This is a genomic window from uncultured Kushneria sp. (assembly GCF_947497025.1).
Classification (GTDB): domain Bacteria; phylum Pseudomonadota; class Gammaproteobacteria; order Pseudomonadales; family Halomonadaceae; genus Kushneria.
The window spans coordinates 12275-28987 of record NZ_CANMFC010000011.1; the positions used below are offsets into that span (position 1 = coordinate 12275).

General features: G+C 58.7%; 15 protein-coding genes. 12 read left to right on the forward strand and 3 right to left on the reverse strand.

Annotation, left to right across the window (positions count from 1 at the left end; genetic code table 11):
- The first annotated feature begins 4 nt into the window (after positions 1-4).
- From Q0931_RS15850 to Q0931_RS15865, 4 genes are all read left to right on the forward strand, one after another.
- On the forward strand, positions 5-541 hold the full coding sequence (locus Q0931_RS15850) for a response regulator transcription factor (protein ID WP_086898919.1): 537 nt from the start codon (positions 5-7) through the stop codon (positions 539-541).
- A 70-nt stretch (positions 542-611) separates the two neighbouring features.
- Entirely contained in the window at positions 612-1427 is an 816-nt protein-coding gene (locus Q0931_RS15855; protein ID WP_299261967.1) for an inositol monophosphatase family protein, read from the forward strand.
- A 93-nt stretch (positions 1428-1520) separates the two neighbouring features.
- A complete protein-coding gene (locus tag Q0931_RS15860; protein WP_299261968.1) occupies positions 1521-3332 on the forward strand; it encodes a monovalent cation:proton antiporter-2 (CPA2) family protein in 1812 nt (603 codons plus the stop codon).
- Between the two features lie 80 nt (positions 3333-3412).
- A complete protein-coding gene (locus tag Q0931_RS15865) occupies positions 3413-4255 on the forward strand; it encodes a fructosamine kinase family protein (protein ID WP_299261969.1) in 843 nt (280 codons plus the stop codon).
- Between the two features lie 18 nt (positions 4256-4273).
- Here Q0931_RS15865 and Q0931_RS15870 read toward each other — a convergent pair whose 3' ends face one another.
- Positions 4274-5557: an MFS transporter gene (locus Q0931_RS15870; RefSeq protein WP_299261970.1), complete on the reverse strand. Its 1284-nt coding sequence runs from the start codon at positions 5555-5557 to the stop codon at positions 4274-4276.
- A 146-nt stretch (positions 5558-5703) separates the two neighbouring features.
- Between Q0931_RS15870 and Q0931_RS15875 the strand changes: the two genes are divergently transcribed.
- The 8 genes from Q0931_RS15875 to Q0931_RS15910 all read left to right on the forward strand — a co-directional run bounded on the left by Q0931_RS15875 (position 5704) and on the right by Q0931_RS15910 (position 13748).
- Positions 5704-6582 (forward strand): acyltransferase, encoded by an 879-nt coding sequence (locus Q0931_RS15875; protein ID WP_299261971.1) that lies wholly within the window; start codon positions 5704-5706, stop codon positions 6580-6582.
- Positions 6564-7418 carry a LysM peptidoglycan-binding domain-containing protein gene (locus tag Q0931_RS15880; RefSeq protein ID WP_299261972.1) on the forward strand — a complete coding sequence of 285 codons (855 nt, stop codon included), beginning with the start codon at positions 6564-6566 and terminating at the stop codon, positions 7416-7418. Before Q0931_RS15875 ends, Q0931_RS15880 begins: the two co-directional genes overlap by 19 nt.
- 119 nt (positions 7419-7537) lie before the next feature.
- Entirely contained in the window at positions 7538-8662 is a 1125-nt protein-coding gene (locus Q0931_RS15885) for a glycosyltransferase family 1 protein (RefSeq protein ID WP_366941630.1), read from the forward strand.
- Positions 8652-9221, forward strand: a complete 570-nt coding sequence (locus Q0931_RS15890) for a phosphatase PAP2 family protein (protein WP_299261974.1) — start codon at positions 8652-8654, stop codon at positions 9219-9221. Before Q0931_RS15885 ends, Q0931_RS15890 begins: the two co-directional genes overlap by 11 nt.
- Before the next feature lie 339 nt (positions 9222-9560).
- Entirely contained in the window at positions 9561-10580 is a 1020-nt protein-coding gene (locus Q0931_RS15895) for a TRAP transporter substrate-binding protein (protein WP_299261975.1), read from the forward strand.
- A 90-nt stretch (positions 10581-10670) separates the two neighbouring features.
- Entirely contained in the window at positions 10671-11732 is a 1062-nt protein-coding gene (locus Q0931_RS15900) for a TRAP transporter substrate-binding protein (protein WP_299261976.1), read from the forward strand.
- An 85-nt stretch (positions 11733-11817) separates the two neighbouring features.
- Positions 11818-12450: a TRAP transporter small permease subunit gene (locus Q0931_RS15905; RefSeq protein WP_299261977.1), complete on the forward strand. Its 633-nt coding sequence runs from the start codon at positions 11818-11820 to the stop codon at positions 12448-12450.
- Positions 12447-13748 carry a TRAP transporter large permease subunit gene (locus Q0931_RS15910; RefSeq protein ID WP_299261978.1) on the forward strand — a complete coding sequence of 434 codons (1302 nt, stop codon included), beginning with the start codon at positions 12447-12449 and terminating at the stop codon, positions 13746-13748. The genes Q0931_RS15905 and Q0931_RS15910 overlap by 4 nt, the downstream gene beginning before the upstream one ends.
- 86 nt (positions 13749-13834) lie before the next feature.
- On the opposite strand, the gene gcvT is transcribed toward Q0931_RS15910, so the two are convergent.
- The gene (gene gcvT / locus Q0931_RS15915) at positions 13835-14950 is read right to left on the reverse strand and encodes a glycine cleavage system aminomethyltransferase GcvT (protein ID WP_299261979.1); all 1116 of its coding nucleotides are present in this window, start codon (positions 14948-14950) and stop codon (positions 13835-13837) included.
- Positions 14951-15033: 83 nt separating this feature from the next.
- On the reverse strand, positions 15034-16404 hold the full coding sequence (locus Q0931_RS15920) for a sodium:alanine symporter family protein (RefSeq protein ID WP_299261980.1): 1371 nt from the start codon (positions 16402-16404) through the stop codon (positions 15034-15036).
- Positions 16405-16713 lie beyond the last annotated feature (309 nt).

Consider the following 16713-nt stretch of genomic DNA (forward strand, 5'->3'; position numbering starts at 1 on the left):
CGCCATGCACGAAAAGGCTTCCTTTCTGGTCGTTGATGACGACCCTGTATTTCGCCAGATCATGGAGCGCGCCCTGACGCGCCATGAATTTGATGTCATGGTGGCCGCCACCATCGAAGAAGCACGACAATTGGCGCAGCGCCGCCCGCCGGAGTACGCAACGCTTGACCTGAAGCTCGAGGAAAGCTCTGGGCTGCAGTTTCTGCCCACGCTGCTCTCGATCAGCCCGGCCTGCCGGGTCGTCATCCTGACCGGTTATTCGAGCATCACGACCGCGGTCGAGGCGATCAAGCTGGGCGCAGTGAACTACCTTTGCAAACCGGTCGAGGTCAGCGAAGTGCTGCAGGCCCTTGATGCCCAGGAGGGCAACCCGGATGCCGAAATCGCCGAAAACCCACCCTCCGTCAATCGACTGACCTGGGAGCACATCCAGCGCGTATTGCAGGACAACGATGGCAATATTTCAGCAACCGCCCGCAGTCTGGGCATGCATCGGCGCACCCTGCAGCGCAAGCTTCAAAAGCGTCCGGTCAAACGTTGAATGTCCACGGGCAAGCGCCCTGTTTTTTACGACGATATCCGACTCACGACGACACCCGACAGGAGTTTGCATGACTCTCGAAGAGCGCCTTGAACAGGCTACCCGCATCGCCCATGAAGCCGGACGCCGCATCAGGGCAGCACGCGAGGAAGGTGGCCTGCAACGCAACATCAAGCATGGCAATGAACTGGTCACCGATATCGACATCGCCGTTGATCGCTATATCAGCGAGCAGCTGGAATCGCTGTTCCCGGGCGAGGCCCGTCTGACCGAAGAGCTATCGCCGGATCGTCGTGACCTGAGTGATGAGAAACCGCTGTGGGTGGTTGACCCCATTGATGGCACCGTCAACTTTGCCCATGGTCATCATCATGTGGCGGTCTCCATTGCCTGGGTCGACAAGGGCCGCGTTCAGGTGGGTGTCGTGCACGCCCCGTTTCTGGAAGAAACCTTTACCGGCATTCGTGGCAGCGGCGCCTGGTGCAACGACGAGTCAATCTCGGTCAGCAGCACGCGCGAGCTTGACGCTTCGCTGATTGGCACCGGTTTTCCCTATGACCGCGACGCCCGCTTTCCACTGCTCAGACGCCTGCACGCGGTGCTGGAAAACTGTCGTGATATCCGCCGCAATGGCGCCGCAGCGCTGGATCTGTGCGCTGTCGCCTGCGGTCGGCTGGATGGCTACTACGAAAGCTGCTCGCCGTGGGACTTCGCCGCGGGATTGTTGATCGCTCGCGAAGCCGGCGCCCGTACCGGTCATGTCTACGACTGCCCGGAAGGCATTGCCACCGAGCTTTATGGCGAAAATCTGCTGATCTGCACGCCCGAGATCTATTCTCCCCTGAAAGCATTGATCAAAAAGGCAGACAGCGGCCAGTATCGCTGACGCCCTGAATTTACGGAACTGATCGGCCGGGCGAAGGCATGACGCCATCGCTCGGTTCGCGGCAACGGACTGCACTGCTCGGAAGACACTACCATGCACTTTCTACTGGAAGCGACTGTCATGCTGGGGGCTGCCGTGGTGGCCGTTCCCCTCTTCGCACGATTTGGCCTGGGCTCAATACTGGGCTATTTATGCGCAGGCCTGATTCTGGGGCCCTCGATCAGCGGCTTTATCGCCGACCCGGAGTCGGTGCTTCATTTCTCCGAGATCGGCGTGGTCATGCTGCTGTTCGTAATCGGGCTGGAGCTGGAACCGGCCAGGCTATGGCGTCTGCGCGGTCGGCTTTTCGGCCTGGGCAGCCTGCAGCTTTTTCTGACCGGTCTTTTGTTGACGCCATTGGGATGGATGCTCGGGCTGGGCCAGGCCGCCTCGATTCTGCTTGGGCTGACGCTTGCGCTGTCCTCCACGGCCTTTGCCTTACAACTTCTGACCGAGCATCAGCATCTTGCCAGCCCTCACGGTCAGACCGCCTTCGCCATCCTGCTGTTTCAGGACCTGGCCGTCATTCCCCTGCTGGCAGTGATCCCCATCCTTGCCGGTCATTCAGGGGCTGAAAGCAATAACCTGTGGCTGACGATTGCCACCACGACCGCCATCGTCGTCGCCACGCTGCTGGTGGGGCGCTTCATTTTCCCGCGCGTGTTGCGCATTGTGGCGCGCAGCGAAGTCCATGAAGTCTTTACTGCCGCGGCACTGTTGATGGTGCTGGGGACCGCCTGGGTGATGGAAGAAGCCGGGCTTTCCATGGCATTGGGTGCCTTCCTGGCCGGCGTATTGTTGGCGGACACCCCCTATCGCCACGAGCTTGAGGCCAACATTGAACCCTTCAAGGGCATTTTGCTGGGCCTTTTCTTTCTCTCGGTCGGGATGTCGGTCAACCTGCTGCTGGTCATGCATAACCTGCTGGCCGTATTGGGCATTACGCTGGCCATTCTGGTGGTCAAGATACTGGTTTTATGCGTGGTCGGCGTTATCGCCCGTCTGCCGCGTCAAAACATTCCACGCCTGGCGGCTGTCATCGCCCAGGGTGGCGAATTCGATTTCGTGCTGCTGACCACCGCTGTGGCAGCGGGCGTTTTTGAGCAGAAAATCGCCAGCCTTTGTATCGCAGCCGTGACGATCTCGATGGCCTGCACGCCCTTTCTTTACACCCTGGGAAGTCGGATTGGCAACCGCTTCAAGCCCTCGACCAGCTGGGACAATCAATTCCCCGACGATGATCCGCCCGTGATCATCGCCGGGCTGGGACGCTTCGGGCAAATGGTGGCACGCGTGCTCAAGATGCAAAACGTGCGCTTCACCGCGCTCGACCCCAATATTCGCCAGGTCGAATTCATTCGCCAGTTTGGCTCGCGGATCTATTACGCTGACGCTACCCGGCTGGAACTACTGCGCTCGGCAGGCATTGATCGAGCACACATGTTGATCATCTGCGTGGACGATGAACAGGCCGCCCTGACCATTGCCCGCCTGGCACGAGAAAACTACCCCGACCTGAGCATTCATGCCCGTGCCCGCAACCGCCATCACGCCTGGCGCCTGCAGGAACTGGGGGTAGATGTGGTCGTACGCGAGACCTTTTCGGCCAGTCTCGAACTGTCTCAGGAAGTGCTGGTCGGTCTGGGCTATCCCAGTGTCAGCGCCAGCCAGGCCGTCAGAACCTTTCGAGACTTCGATGTGCGCCTGTTTGAGGAGTCCTATCAATATCGCAACGACAATGCTCAGCTGCTTGAAAGCGACCGAGCTGCCATAGAAGAGTTCTACAAGCTCTTTCAAAGTGAAGATAGATCCTACCGCGACACGCCCAAACAAAAGGAGCATGACGACAGCCAAGGCCTGCGCTGATCAACTCCTGACTTAATGACCGTTCATGGCGCTGCTACGCTGGAAAGACACTTTAAATGCCGACACCGGAGCACCACGCCATGACGCCATCAACACCACACGAAACGCTCGAGGCGCTCGGCATTCGCGCCACACACTCTCCTGAACCCCTCAGTGGTGGAGATATCGGGCAGGTCTGGCAGGTGGTAACGCCGGATGGAGCGATACTGGTCAAGCACGCTGGTCCAGCCGAGCTTGAAGCCGAAGCCGACGGCCTGAGGGCACTAAAGGAAGCCGACACCGGGCTGGTCATTCCAGACATTCTGGGAGAACTGCCCGGTGCGCTGGTCATGACCTGGCTGCCTCCGGCCCGACCCGATCGACAGGCGCATGAGACCTTCGGCCGCGGGCTTCGCGCCCTGCATGCCCATACGAACCTCGAGCATGGCTGGTATCGCAATAACTTTGCCGGCACAACGCCTCAGATCAATACCCGCCATGGTGACGGGCGCGTTTTTCAACGGGAGTGCCGCCTAATGCCACTGGCGGCACTGTGCCTGCAAAAAAAGCGCATCAATCATGACTTGTACGAACAACTATCAAACGTCGCCAATGCTTTGGAGAGCTGGCTGCCTGAGGCGCCGGCCAGTCTAGTCCACGGTGATTTATGGACCGGCAACGTGCATTTCAGTACGCTTGGCCCTGCGCTGATCGACCCCGCCATCCATCGTCACTATCCAGAAGCAGACCTCGCACTGCTGGAGCTTTTCGGCAGTCCTCTTGATGCCTTTTACGAAGCCTACTGGGATGGCAACGCTCCGGATGACTGGCCACGCCGGCGCACCCTCTTCCAGCTCTACCCACTGTTGAACCACCTGTACATGTTCGGCGGAAGTTACTATCAGGGCGTACGCACTGCGGTCGCACAACTTCCTGCGAGCTGAAGGATAACGACAATGGCGCTAGCGGTGATGGCTGTCTGAAGAAAATTCGAGCTCGAACTGGTGGGGCTCGTAGCGCGGATCCAGCTCCACGTAGTGAGAGGTTTCCATGGGCGCCGTCGGCATCCAGGGCTCCTGCGCCACTTCCGGCGCCCAGCTGCGGCGGCCACGCAGACGCGTCAGGATAAACCCTGCCAACAGCAGCGACACGCTGCCCAAAAACATCCAGAGTCCATCAGGCCCCAGAAACTGCATGGCAAGCGAGGCGCTGAACGGCCCCACAATCGAGCCAATGCCGTACCAGATCAGGAGCTTGGCATTGGCCTGAATAATCTCCTCCGGCTCCAGCCAGTCGTTGGTGTGGGCAAGGCTCAGGGAATAAAGGGTGTGCAGCATGGCCGTATGCAAACAGGCCATCAACAGCAAAAACAGATAATCCGTGCGTGCCACGGTGGAAATCACGGCGCCTGAAATAGCCATGACAAGCGCCATGAACAGTATGACCTTGCGTCGATCAAGCCGGTCGGACAAACGCCCCAGCGTCCACTGCGCGACCAGCGCCACCAGCGTGGTAATGGACATGAACTGCGCGGTCTGTCCGGTGGAAAGTCCGATCTCCTGCCCATAGTAGGGGGTCATCGCGAAGAAGGCCTGAACCATCATGCCGGCCACAAAGGCCCCTACCAGTCCGACCGGGGCCCGCTTGTAAAGAATCTTGAGCGGCAGTTTGAGTGCCGTTTCATGACCGGAACGCGTTGGTCCATGAATACGATAGATGGATAACGGTATAAGAGAGAGTGCAAACAGGATGCCGGTCACGCTGAACAGCACCATTGTGCCCGGATCCGCTGCATTGAGCAGCCATTGCCCACCCGCCAGTGATGTCGTGGAAATCACCAGATAGATCGCCAGTACCCGACCCCGGTTATCATTACTGGACTCGCCCGACACCCATGACTCCATCACCATCAAAAGACCGGCAGTTGCGGCACCGCCGAACAGACGCCAGAACAGCCACGCCCACGGATTGATCCAGAGACCATGCAGCATGGCCGTCACGGCCAGTACCGCAGCACAGGCAGAAAATACCCGGATATGGCCCACCGAGCGAATTCGTTTCTCGAGCAGATAACTGCCGGCCACAAAGCCCAGCGAAAAGCTCGACATCAAAAGGCCTGCCATCTGTGAAGGGAAACCTTCAAGCGACATTCGCACGCCAAGCAGGGTCATGATCAGCCCATGGCCCAGCAGAAAGAAGATTTCACAGATAAACAGTACCGGTAATGTCGATGGCAGATTCCGCACTCAATGCTCCCTGAGGTTTTGAAATGTTCCTGTATGCTCGGTGGAGGGGCATTGTAGTGGCCCTGGCAGCACCGCGTCACCCTTGTGCTGGGCCCGGTGCCTACGATCCATTAGGATACGGACATTGCAACAAGGATCCGGACACCATGGCATGGCTCAAGGGCATCATCAGTATCGTGCTGCTGACCGGCAATACGCTGTTCTGGGGTATACCGCTGGTTGCATTAAGTCTTTTAAAGCTGGCGCTCCCCTTCCAGGCCGTACAAGGGTGGCTGCTCAAGAATCTGAACCGGGTTGCCAGTCTCTGGATCACGACCAATAACCTATGGATACGCCACTGGCTCAAGCCGGACTGGTGTATTTCCCTGCCCGATACGCTTTCCAAAGATTGTCATTGGCTGGTGATTGCCAACCATCGCAGCTGGACGGACGTCTTTGTCATGCTGTACACCCTGCATGATCACCTGCCGATGCCGCGTTTTTTCATCAAGCGTGAGCTGATCTGGGTGCCCATTCTGGGGCTGGCCTGGTGGGCACTCAAGTTCCCCATGATGCGACGCTACTCCGCCAGCCAGCTGAAACGTCGCCCGCATCTGGCAAAACATGATTTACGGGCGACCCAAAAACTGCTGACCCATATCGACCGTACGCCTGTTACCATCTACAACTTTGCCGAAGGCACGCGCTTCACCCGAGCCAAACATGAACAACAGCAAAGTCCCTATCAGCATCTTCTCAAGCCTCGTGCTGGCGGCTGTGCCCAGGTCATGACGATGATGGGGCATGAACTCTCCGGTATCATTGACGTCACCCTTGATTACCGTCATGGCCGACCACGGTTTCGGGACCTGCTTTGCGGGCGAAGCGCAAGAATCACCCTGAGGGCAAGACGGCTGGACATCCCAGGCTGGATGCCAGGCGGGGACTACCTCAATGACACGCATTACAGGGAACGCTTTCAGGCATGGATCAATGCACTATGGCAGGAAAAGGATCAGCAACTCTCATGCACTACCGCTTCCTGACCCTTTTAGTGCTTTTGTTGCTGGCAGGCTGTGCCGGTCGCAGCATGGGTGGTGGCGAAGCCGGTTACGTCACCATTCAGCGGGGAGACACCATGAGCGCCATTGCTCGCCAGGCAGGGGTTCCACTGCTGCGGCTGCAGCGATTCAACCCGGGCGTCAAAGCCAATGACATGCGTATCGGCCAGCAGCTGATGTTGCCGGGTCGCAACGAACGTGCCCCCGGCAACGGGCAATACCGCTACTCGGTGAGAAGCGGCGATACGCTGGGCAGAATTGCCAGTCACTTCGGTACCTCCAGCAGCCGCATCAGTGCCGCCAACCGCAGTATTGACCCCAATCGCCTGCGTATCGGGCAGATGCTGACCGTTCCGGTTGGCAGCGCTTCTGCCTCAACGGCCGCGCGCGCTACCGGCACTGCCGGCGGACAGACCACTGCTGCCCCCGCCAGTGCATTACCCAGCGGCGCTGGCCCATGGGCGTGGCCCCTGCGTGGCGCTCAGGTGCAGCGAGAATTCGGCAAGGACGGCCGCAATGCCCTGCAACCCATGCTGATCTCGGCCGGAAATGATCACACCGCTCGTGCCGTGGCCTCCGGTACCGTACGTTTTGCGGGCGCCATGCGCCAGCTTGGCGGCGTCGTGATCGTGCATCATGACAAGAATCTGCAAAGCGTCTATGCCCAGTGCGACCGACTCAACGTCAGCAATGGCCAGCGCGTCAATGCCGGCACGCCCGTTTGCGAGGTGCGCCGCGATTCAGGCACCGGCCGTCATGATCTCCTTTTTGACACACGCAATGCGGGTCGTCCCTTCAACCCCAGGCAGATTGTCCGATGACACGCGACACAACAACGTCACATGATCGCCCCGCAACCGTCATGAACGACAACCATACTGATCCACATAACGATGATCCCCGGACACCGATTTCCCGGACAGCAATGAAGGTCGCTTTCGTGAGCGAAACCTGGGACCCCGAAATCAATGGCGTCACGCATACCCTTGGCCATTTGGCGCGCCATCTAAAGGCGCGCGGGATGTCATTGCAGCTGATTCGTCCCAGACCCCGGAGCGATCATCATGACGAGCTCATGAGTGAAGAGCTGCAGGTCGGTGCCATTCCCATTCCGGATTATGACGGAGTCAGCATGGGATTTCCGGCGCCTCGCAAGATTGGCAGGCTGTGGCGAGGTCATCGCCCGGATGTGGTCTATATCGCCACTGAAGGCCCCCTTGGGCTCTCTGCGCTCAATCAGGCGCGCCGGATGGGGATTCCCGTAATCAGCGGTTTCCATACCAACTTTGATCAGTACAGTCGCCACTACATCATGCTGAAAGTGCTCAGCCCTTTGGTAAGACCCTTTCTGCGCCGCTTTCATAACCGCTCGACCATGACCCTGGTACCGACCAAAGCCCAAGCGGACAATCTCGCCCAATATGGTTATGACAATGTTAAGGTGATGAGCAGAGGGCTGGATTGCGAACGTTTTTCACCCGAGCAGCGTGATACGTCGCTGCGCGAGCAGTGGGGAGCCGATGAAGACACCCCCGTTGCCCTGCACGTCGGACGTTTGGCGGCCGAGAAAAACGTTTTGCTGCTGATCGACACGCTTGAAGCCATGCGCAAGCGTCAGCCTGGTCTCAAGGCAGTGCTGGTCGGCGACGGACCGCAACGCGCCCTGCTGGAAAAGCGCCTTCCCTGGGCCCACTTTGCGGGTTTTCAACGCGATCAGGCGCTGGCCAGGCACTATGCCAGTGCCGACATCTTTCTGTTTCCGTCACTGTCGGAAACCTTTGGCAATGTCGTCATCGAGGCCATGGCCAGCGGACTGGCGGTTGCCGCCTTTGATTATGCTGCTGCAGGCGAGCTGATTTGTGAGGATATACAGGGTAAGCTTGCCGACCCTGACAGACCGGCGCAGTTTATCGAGGCAGCCGTGGCGCTCTGTGAAGACATGGCATCGGCCCGGGAAATGGGTCGCGCTGCCTGTGAGCGGGTACATACACTGGGCTGGCCAAAGATTGGCGACGCCTTTATTGATTATCTGCGTCAGGCACAGGAGGTGAACGATGGCAGGTGAACGACTGATACCGGTATTTAAAAGACTCGATACGCTCGAGTGGAAAGCCTGCAACAAGCTGGCGCGTCTTGGCGCCTATCGTCCGCTTCTTTTCGTTCTGCGCTGGGCAAGCCGTCTGGGTGATGCGCCGGCATGGATCGTCATGTGCCTGAGCATTCCGCTGCTGACACAGTGGTGGTACGGCTGGTTTCTGGGCGTCTGCTTCGGCCTTTCGGCAGCGGTCGGGGGTATCCTGTATCGGCTGCTCAAAAACCGCCTGTGTCGCGAACGCCCCTACATCTCCTTTGAAATTCCCTGCACCATGCCGCCACTGGATCGCTACAGCTTTCCCAGCGGTCACACCCTTCATGCCGTGATGTTCACCACATTGGCGGCCCTGTTCGTGCCTCAGCTGCTGATTGTGGTGGCTCCCTTTGCGGTGCTGGTCATGCTCTCGCGCGTCATACTGGGCCTTCACTACATTACTGACGTTGCGGCAGGCGCCCTGATCGGCTTTGTACTGGCGCATGGCATGGCACTGATCATTGTCGCCCTGAGCAGCATGCTGTTTGGCATGTAACCCACGACACGGCACTGAAATGACCTGCGAGCCGGTGCCTGTGAGGGCGTCGGCTTTTTTGTAAGCGTCAATTCTCACGGATCCGTGCCCGGGGGTCATGATCCCAGTCATGGCGACCCCACACCCTTCGTTGTTGAGACCAATTTTCCTGCCTTCTTTAACTTTGGTAACGCTCCGGACTAACGTCTTACAGCCAGATACGCCGTATTACTGAATGCTGTGTCAGACATAATCACAAAAACCGGCCGGGAACGATGGCGCACCACGCTGCCGAGCATGCAAAAAATGCAGGGCTGAAATGCCCGTTGTCCTCCCTGTCTGGTCTAACGGAGCACGCCCATGAAGATCCCCCTATCGCTGAAAGCCGGTGCCTTTCTTGCCCTTGGCGCGTTGGCACTCAACGCTCATGGCGCCGAGTACGAGTGGAAATTTCAGGCTTCGGAAACCTCCGGAGAGCCCAGTTTCAAGATCAAGCAGGAATGGGCCGACAAAATCGAGACGATGACCGATGGCCGTGTGGCCATCGAGGTGATGCCGATCAATGCCGTGGTAGGCCCCACCGAAACCCTGCAGGCCGTCAGTGCCGGGATACTGCAGGGTCATATGACAGATCCCAGCTATTTCTCGGGTCAGAACCCGGCTTTTGGGATGCTGGGCAACCTGGTGGGCGCCTGGCAGGATCCCTACGACTTTCTGGAATACATGAAGTATGCCGGCGGCGAAAACCTCTACAACGAGCTGGTCGAACCCTACGGCGTCCATCTGATTTCGGCGGCCACCTTTCCGCTGGAATCAGTCCCTTCCACGGTGGAAATCAAGACCATAGAGGACTTCAAGGGCCTCAAGATTCGTGCCCCCCAGGGCATGGTGTACAACATCTTCGAACGTATTGGCGCCACACCGGTCAACCTGCCGGGTTCCGAAGTCTATACCGGCCTTGAAAAGGGGGTGATCGACGCCGCCGACTCTACCGTGCTTTCCAACAATGATGCCCAGGGGCTTCACCAGTTCGCCCCTTATCCGCTGTATCCCGGTTTCCACTCCATGCCCATGATCGCGGTGTCGATCAACAAGCAGATATGGGATGGCCTGTCGGAAGATCTGCAGGTCACGCTCAAGACGGCCTTTGACCGCATGGCCTATGACCTGATCGCACGCCTCAAGGCGCTGGATCTTGAGACGCTGGCCAAACTCGAAAAGGACCCCGATGTGCACCCTTATGATTTGCCGCCGGAAGAGCGCAAGAAGTTTCGCCAGGCCGCCGAGAAGGAGTGGCAGGAGTGGGCCGGCCGCAATGACATGACCCAGAAAATCTATGATTCGGCCACCGGATTCCTGCGCTCACGTGACCTGCTTTGACCTCGGCCTCCAATCGTCCGGGGCCATACCAATAAAAACGACAAGCCGATAAAAACGACAAGCCGATAAAAACGACAAGAGGAACGCAACATGTCTATCCGTCTTCCACTGAAAGCCTGCATCTTCATCGCATTGGGGAGCACAGCGTTTAACGCTCAGGCCGCCGAATATGAATGGACTTTCCAGACCTCGGAGACCTCCGGTGAACCGCAGTTCGAAATGAAAAAGGCGTGGGCCGACAATGTGGAGACAATGTCGAATGGCCGTATTGCCATCGAGATCCTGCCCGTCGGGGCCGTGGTACAGGCCAATCAAACCCTGCAGGCCGTTCGCTCCGGCATCCTGCAGGGGCACCTGACCGACCCCAGCTACTTTACCGGTCAGAATCCGGCCTTTGGCATGATGGGGAATCTGGTCGGCGCCTGGAGCGACCCCTACGATTTCCTCGATTACATGAACAATGCCGGCGGGGAGACGCTCTACAACAAGCTGGTCGAACCCTACGGGCTTCACCTGATCGGCGCTGCCGCCACGGGCCTTGAGTCCCTGCCCTCCAGCAAGCCGGTCCGCTCCATCGCCGACATGAAGGGGCTCAAGCTGCGGGCGCCGGAAGGCATGGTCTACAACATCTTTGAAAAGGCAGGCGCAACACCGGTCAACCTGCCGGGTTCAGAGGTCTATACCGGGCTGGAAAAAGGGGTCATCGATGCCGCCGATTACACGGTCTTTGCCACCAACCAGGCGCAGGGGCTGCATGACTTTGCCCCCTATCCGCTTTACCCCGGTTTCCACTCCCTGCCCATGGTCGCCGTCTCGATCAACAACGAGATCTGGCAGAGCCTGCCGGCTGACCTGCAGGCCATGCTGACCACCTCTGTTGATGCACTGGCTTACGAGATGGTCGCCGAGCTGAAAACACGCGATCTGGAGGCAGTACGTCAAGCCCGCCAGAACCCGGACCTCAAGATCATCGACCTGCCTCAGGAAGAGCGGGCGAAGTTCCGCGATATCGCCCGTCAGGAGTGGGCCGAGTGGGCCGAGCGCAATGACATTACCCGCGAGTTTTATGACTCGGTCGTGGCCTATCTACAAATGCACAACCTGCTGCCTGCTGAAGGCAGCAACGGGGCTGAAGCCAGCACCTCGTCATGAGGCAACAGGCTTTCAGGGGGCACGGCGGGCGCAGGCCCCCGCCGTGCCATGACTCGATTGATTTTCTCTGACACAGAGGATGCCCATGTCCACAGATCCTCACCGCCAGCATGGCGTTATCGAGGCAGACGAGGAAGAACTCGCGCGCTCGACCCCGGACCCTATCGATCGTGCTCCGGACCCGGTACGCAGCCTTCTCGACCGCGGCGTGGTGTGGTGCGCCCGCGGCGCTGCCTGGCTGATTTTTGCCGCCATGGCCATCAGCGTTTATGAAGTGCTCATGCGCTATGGCTTCAACTCCCCCACCTCCTGGGTGCATGAGAGCGTGGTGATGCTGGTGGCCGTCAGTTTTGCGCTTGGCGGGCCGGCGGCACTGGCCAGTAATCGCCATATCCGGGTGCGTGTTCTCTATGACAGTGCCGGCCCGCGCCTGAGACTCTGGCTGGATCGTTTCAATGATCTGGTGACCTTCGGCTTCTGCCTGGCCATGAGCTACGCCGCCTTCACCATGTTCTGGGACGCCTCGCACAACCCACTGGGAGCGTGGCAACTGGAACGCTCCGGCACCTCATGGAACCCGCCATTTCCGGCGCTGGTGAAAGGCATCATCATGGCTGCACTGATGATCATGTGCGTCCAATCGCTGGTTCATTTCATTCAGTCCCTGCGGGGCAGGACTGCCGAGCCGCAGCAAAATGACGGGGAGACAGCGTCATGACCATTGCTGACGGGACGATCCTGATGGTCGGGGCCATTTTTGCCCTGTTGATTACCGGCCTGCCGCTCGCCTTCATTACCGGCCTGGTGGCGCTGGCCTTTACCTTTGGCTGGTTCGGACCGATGGCCATGCCGCTGGTAACCAGCCGCATCTATGGCTTTGTCACCGAATATTCACTGGTGGCGGTGCCCATGTTCGTGTTGATGGCATCACTTTTGGACCGCTCCGGTATCGCAAAGGATTTGTTCAACGCCATGCGCGTCTTTGCAGGTCGTCTGCCCGGCGGTGTGGCGGTGCAGACGGTGGTCGTGGCGTTTTTCCTGGCAGCGCTTTCGGGGATTATTGGCGGTGAAATCGTGCTGCTGGGCATTCTTGCCCTGCCGCAAATGCTGCGACTGGGCTATGACAAGCACCTTTCCATTGGTGTTGTCTGCGCCGGCGGCTCACTGGGTACCATGATGCCGCCCTCGATCGTGCTGATCATCTATGGGCTGATTGCCAGTGTTTCCATTGCCGATCTGTTTACCGCCGCCATCACGCCAGCGGTGATCCTGATGCTGTCCTACATCGGTTACGTGCTGGTGCGCTGCCTGAAAAACCCCAGTCTCGGGCCACCGCTGACAGAGGAGAATCGTCGCGAAACCTTCGCCACCAAGGGCAAGGCGCTGCAGGCGATTATCGTTCCAGCGCTGATCGCGGTGCTTGTACTGGGCTCGATCTATGGTGGCGTTGCCTCGGTCACGGAAGCCGCGGCCATGGGCGTATTCGGCGTGTTGCTGGCGATCGTGCTGCGCGGTGAGTTCTCTTTCAAGACCATGCACGAAAGCCTCGGTCAGACGCTGATGACCTGCGGCATGATCATCTGGATCGGTATCGGGGCGGCGGCACTGGTCGGGGTTTACAACCTGATGGGCGGCAACCGTTTTATCTCGGGCATGATCATGGGCCTTGATGTCGCTCCCATCGTGATCATCCTGGTGATGATGGGCATTCTGCTGGTGCTGGGTATGTTCCTCGACTGGATCGGCGTGGCGATGCTGACCCTGCCGATTTTTGTTCCTATCATTACGCAGCTGGGCTACAGCCCGATATGGTTCGGGATTCTGTTTGCCGTCAACATGCAGGTGTCGTTCCTGTCACCACCATTTGGGCCGGCCGCCTTTTATCTCAAGGGGGTTGCCCCGCCGGAAATCAGCCTCAAGGATATTTTTGTCTCGCTGCTGCCCTTCATCGCTCTGCAGCTGCTGGTGCTGTTTGCCCTGCTGTTCTGGCCCGATCTCGCCATGTGGCTGGTATAAAAGCTCTGGCGTCATGCTGGTTCTGACCCAAGGCCCTGCCTTTCCAGGCAGGACCCGTTTCGATCAATTCAGCTGCGTCAGCCCATTTAACCGCGATAGTAGTGCGTTGTGACAAAGGGCATCGACGTGACGGTCATGTCCATTCGGCGGCCGCGCACTTCGGCCTGCAGCTTCTGCCCCGGCTCACAAAACTCGCGCCAGACATACCCCATGGCGATCGGCGCACCCACCGACGGCCCAAAGGTCCCGGAAGTCACCTCACCGATGGGATCACCGTCAACGTTATAGAGCCGGGTCCCTTCGCGTACCGGTGCTCTTCCATCGGCTTTCAGGCCCACCCGCTTTCGCTCGGCATCCTGATTGGCCTGCTGGGTCAGAATCACGTCAGCGCCCGGGAATCCGCCTTCACGCTCGCCGCCCTGGCGTCTTGCCTTGCCGATCGCCCATCCAAGGGAGGCTTCAACAGGGGTGGTTTCCTTGTCCATATCGTGACCATAAAGGCACAGCCCTGCTTCCAGACGCAGCGAGTCGCGCGCGCCCAGACCGATAGGCGCCACTTCTTCCTGATCCAGCAGCCATTCAGTAATCTCTTTGGCACCCTTTGCCGGTATGGACAGCTCAAAACCATCTTCCCCGGTGTACCCTGAACAGCTTACCCAGAGCTCATGCCCCATGATCTCGAACCGGCCATGCTGCATGAAGGCAAGCCTTGTCGCTTCAGGGCACAGCCTGCGCATCACCTCGCGCGCCATGGGTCCCTGAAGTGCCAGCAGGGCACGATCCTCGACCACCTCCAGGACACCGCCCTCGCCCAGCCCGCTGCGCAGCAAGGCAGCATCTGCCGCGCGACAGGCGGCATTGACGACCAGATAGAGATGATCCCCGGCATTGACCGCCATGAAGTCATCATGGATACCACCCACACTGCTGGTAAAAAGGCCATATCGCTGGCGCCCGGGTGCAATGCTCACGGCGTCAATAGGCGATACTCGCTCCAGCGCCTGTGCCGGCTGGCTACCGCGAATCAGCATCTGTCCCATGTGAGAGACATCAAATAATCCGCACTGGTTACGGGTGTGCTCATGCTCACGCTTGATCCCCATCTCGAACTGGACAGGCATTTCATAGCCGGCGAAGGGGACGAATCTGGCCCCGCGCTGTTGCCAGAGCGTATAAAGCGGCGTTCGATGCAGGGTTGACATAAATCCTCCGGATCCGGTTCATGAGTGAATGCGTTTAAATGTGCACGACCCTTATTGGGCAGGGCCATGCACATGCAGCCGACCTATTTCTTCCCTTGATTGACCGCCTGCCTTTCCGCCGCGAAATGCTCTCGAGTCAGCTTGAACACCACCGGTGACAGCAGGGCCAGTGCGATCAGGTTGGGGATGGCCATCAGGGCATTGAAGGTATCCGCCAGCAACCAGATGAAATCAAGATGGGCCATCGCGCCGATGGGAATGGCCAACACAAACACCATGCGATAAAAACGCGCCGCGCGGCTGCCAAAAAGATATTGAAAGCATCGCTCGCCGTAATAGGACCAACCCAGAATGGTGGTAAAGGCAAAGATCGCCAGCGCGATGGCCACGATATAGTCACCGGGCCCGGGCAGCGCAGCCCTGAAGGCCAGTGAGGTCAATGTTGCACCGGACTCTCCTTCAAGCCACTGACCTGAGGTCACGATGGCAAGCGCCGTGATCGAGCAGACCACGATGGTGTCAATGAACGTCCCCAGCATGGCCACCATGCCCTGCCTGACGGGACTGTTGGTTTGCGCTGCGGCGTGGGCAATCGGTGCACTGCCAAGACCTGCCTCATTGGAGAAAACGCCACGCGCCACACCAAAGCGGATGGCCGCAGCGACGGCCGCACCGGCAAACCCGCCGGCCGCCGAGATGGGCGTAAAGGCGTGCTTGATGATCAGCCAGAAGGCTTCGGGGATGGCCGTGAAGTTGATGGCCAGCACCACCAGTCCCGCCAGCAGATAAGCAATGGCCATAAACGGCACCAGTTTGCCGGCCACACTGGAGATGCGCTGAATACCGCCCAGAATAACAGCACCAGCCAGTACCATGATGACAATACCGGTCACCCAGGCTGGAATGGCAAAAGACGTGGTCAGCGCATCGGCGACCGAGTTGGCCTGTACCATATTACCGATGCCAAACGAGGCAAGAGTACCAAACAGGGCAAACAACACGCCCAGCCAGGCATAGCGCTTGCCAAGACCGTTTTTGATGTAATACATCGGCCCGCCCACGAAATTGCCCTGTTCATCGCGCTCACGAAAACGTACAGCACAGACCGCTTCAGCGTACTTGGTGGCCATGCCGACCAGTGCGGTCATCCACATCCAGAACACGGCACCCGGTCCGCCCAGCGCAATGGCGGTGGCGACACCGGCAATATTGCCGGTGCCAATGGTGGCTGAAAGCGAGGTCATAAGCGCATTGAACGATGAAATTTCGCCGCTGTCCTTTTCTCCCGGCGTGCGCCCCTGCCACAGCAGGGCAAAGGCTCGGCCTATATTGCGCACCGGCATGCCCCTGAGCCCGATCTGCAGATAAAGCCCCACGCCCAGCAACAGCACCAGCATCAGTGGTCCCCAGACCACCCCATTAATACCTTCCACCAGTCCCTGTAATGCTTCCATGACCGATTTCCCCTGAGTTGTTATTGAAGTCATAGTTCGTCAAACGATATGGATGACAGCGCATCATGAAAATCTACAGGCTGGCTCTGACAATGTCATGGCAAGCTTGCCGGAGACCGACATTTTTCCCGCCAGACCCTTTTAGTCCTCGACCGACGACGTTACGATAAGCAAAAAGTTTCCGATCGGAAACACACCGGTATAACAAAATTGCCGATCCGCAATCAGCAGTGGACGAGCAAGCCGCCTAAAGCCACCCTATAGGCTGGTCAGCCTCGTTATCCCCGGGATGTTTCGCCATCCGTCATC

What these genes read in the sequence shown, in the direction of transcription:
- Q0931_RS15910 (WP_299261978.1), top strand. Translation starts at nt 12,447, where the DNA reads ATGACCATTGCTGACGGGACGATCCTGATGGTCGGGGCCATTTTTGCC.
- Q0931_RS15855 (WP_299261967.1), top strand. Translation starts at nt 612, where the DNA reads ATGACTCTCGAAGAGCGCCTTGAACAGGCTACCCGCATCGCCCATGAA.
- Q0931_RS15905 (WP_299261977.1), top strand. Translation starts at nt 11,818, where the DNA reads ATGTCCACAGATCCTCACCGCCAGCATGGCGTTATCGAGGCAGACGAG.
- gcvT (WP_299261979.1), bottom strand. Translation starts at nt 14,950, where the DNA reads ATGTCAACCCTGCATCGAACGCCGCTTTATACGCTCTGGCAACAGCGC.
- Q0931_RS15880 (WP_299261972.1), top strand. Translation starts at nt 6,564, where the DNA reads ATGCACTACCGCTTCCTGACCCTTTTAGTGCTTTTGTTGCTGGCAGGC.
- Q0931_RS15875 (WP_299261971.1), top strand. Translation starts at nt 5,704, where the DNA reads ATGGCATGGCTCAAGGGCATCATCAGTATCGTGCTGCTGACCGGCAAT.
- Q0931_RS15895 (WP_299261975.1), top strand. Translation starts at nt 9,561, where the DNA reads ATGAAGATCCCCCTATCGCTGAAAGCCGGTGCCTTTCTTGCCCTTGGC.
- Q0931_RS15860 (WP_299261968.1), top strand. Translation starts at nt 1,521, where the DNA reads ATGCACTTTCTACTGGAAGCGACTGTCATGCTGGGGGCTGCCGTGGTG.
- Q0931_RS15920 (WP_299261980.1), bottom strand. Translation starts at nt 16,404, where the DNA reads ATGGAAGCATTACAGGGACTGGTGGAAGGTATTAATGGGGTGGTCTGG.
- Q0931_RS15865 (WP_299261969.1), top strand. Translation starts at nt 3,413, where the DNA reads ATGACGCCATCAACACCACACGAAACGCTCGAGGCGCTCGGCATTCGC.
- Q0931_RS15850 (WP_086898919.1), top strand. Translation starts at nt 5, where the DNA reads ATGCACGAAAAGGCTTCCTTTCTGGTCGTTGATGACGACCCTGTATTT.
- Q0931_RS15900 (WP_299261976.1), top strand. Translation starts at nt 10,671, where the DNA reads ATGTCTATCCGTCTTCCACTGAAAGCCTGCATCTTCATCGCATTGGGG.
- Q0931_RS15890 (WP_299261974.1), top strand. Translation starts at nt 8,652, where the DNA reads ATGGCAGGTGAACGACTGATACCGGTATTTAAAAGACTCGATACGCTC.